Source organism: Moorena sp. SIO3I6 (assembly GCF_010672095.1).
Genome location: NZ_JAAHHU010000986.1, coordinates 1 through 1,823, shown reverse-complemented (window position 1 = coordinate 1,823; position 1,823 = coordinate 1). Strand labels below are relative to the sequence as shown.

The following is a 1,823-nucleotide window of genomic DNA, read 5'->3' as shown; positions in this document are numbered from 1 at the left end:
AGCGCGAGTGGGGGAAACCCCCGCAGGTCGGCGCTGCCTCCCCAAGACCGCACTGCCTCCCCAAGACCGTAATGGTGCGTTTGACCCGTAATTAAATTCGCCACGGGTCGCACCTCTGCATCGCTTATTCAAAAGCACCTCGCGTAGCGTGCGCGTAGCGCATTAGCTGATAGCTGATAGCTGATAGCTGAATGCTTACTCTCATATTAAGCATAATTACTGATAATTACGCTTAATTACTCATATTAGGTATTTGTGATTAGGAGTTACCCCCCGTCCCTTGGTCAACCCTCATCTTAGGGGTGCTTTGAATATTAGGGGCGCTTTGCTTGCGCCCTCACGGATTGCGCCCCGCCCTCACGCTGATCTTAAATCTAGTTTTGAGCAGGGGAGAAGGTTTTAGAGTTTTTGCTGCTTACTCAAAAATAAACAATCACAAACAATAACAAACAATTAGATGGTGACAGCTGACCAATTTCAAAAAATAGTGCTATTAACACATCACCTCATCACCATTTATAGCTCGAAGAAATGAAATTGGTGTATAGGGTTTCTTATACTTATCAGGTACACTCAAATTTCTTACCCCGACTCCCGACTCCCGACTCCCGTTCCCCTCCTGGGAGGGGTTAGGGGTGGGTTCCGACTCCCTACTCCCTACCTCATAAGGGTAGGTTTTTTACTTTGACGTCAGGTGTGGGGTGTGGGGTGACCGGGTGTGGGGTGTGGGGGATAAGAAAGCGATGCAGTCGGCCAAAGGGGGTTTCCCCCACTCGCGCTTTGCATCAAGACAATATACTTAATTTGTCGTTAACAATCATCATTGTCTTGATCCCAAGCGCGAGTGGGGGAAACCCCCTGTTCCGAAGCTGCATAGCTTCTTCGTTGTTTTCCTTTTCCTCTCCCTCTCGGTCGTCCCATGTTTTACCCAAATGTAAAAAACCTACCCCTGTGAGCTACTCCCTACTCCCTACTGCCATTAACCCAAGACGAAAATCCCTTACCTACGGTAGAACTGTTATAAGTTATAATCAACCCTAACTGTTGGGAAAACTTTAAGTAAGAGTTTGTAAAATAAATTCTCGTAGCCCAACTGTAGTTGGTAGTTGAAAGATGACAGATCAACAGCCCTCACCCCGCATTGCACCAGCACCACCGCCTTTGAATATAGCGTCTAGAGCAGCATCTGCTCAAGGCAATCAATCGAGACCTGCACAACCAAGAGCCATGGCTCCAAGAAGCAGTCAAGCCGGTGCCGCAGTAGCCTCACGCCCTCGCCCTGTGCCCACAACAGGTCAGAATTCAGCCACTAACGTCCAAGCAAAACCATCAGCCAATCAGCACCAGAAGAAACCCCATAGCATCGGTCTGCCCCCTGGACAGTCAAGCTTAGAAAGCATTGTCCGTGAGGCCTTTGAGAAAGGAGTGTCTGATATTCATCTAGGTGTTGGTGAAACTCCCCGTTTCCGGAGTCGCGGTGAAATGGAGCCAACCCAATATCCACTCACAGATCACGCAACATTTAACTGTTGGCTCAAGGAAGTAATGAGTGATGAGGAAATCCGGCGCTTTAGAGAAGAGTTGGAATTTGATGGGGCAACTCAGTACGAGTTTAGTCGGGTCAGGATTAATGTCTTCGATAGCCTTCTTGGTCCTGCAATGGTCTTGCGGATTATTCCCCTAAAGATATTGACCCTTGAGGAGTTGCGGTTGCCAGGAATCCTAAAGATGTCTGTCACTACCATAAAGGTCTCATTTTGGTCACAGGTCCCACAGGTTCCGGAAAATCTACCAGCATGGCCGCCATGATCGACTATATGAAC

The 1,823-nt window shown here is 48.3% G+C and carries 1 protein-coding gene; it reads left to right on the top strand.

Going from position 1 to position 1,823, the window contains the following annotated elements; genetic code table 11:
* Positions 1 to 1,757 precede the first annotated feature (1,757 nt).
* On the top strand, positions 1,758 to 1,823 hold a 66-nt coding region (locus tag F6K49_RS54005), incomplete at its 3' end, for a hypothetical protein (protein ID WP_366514324.1).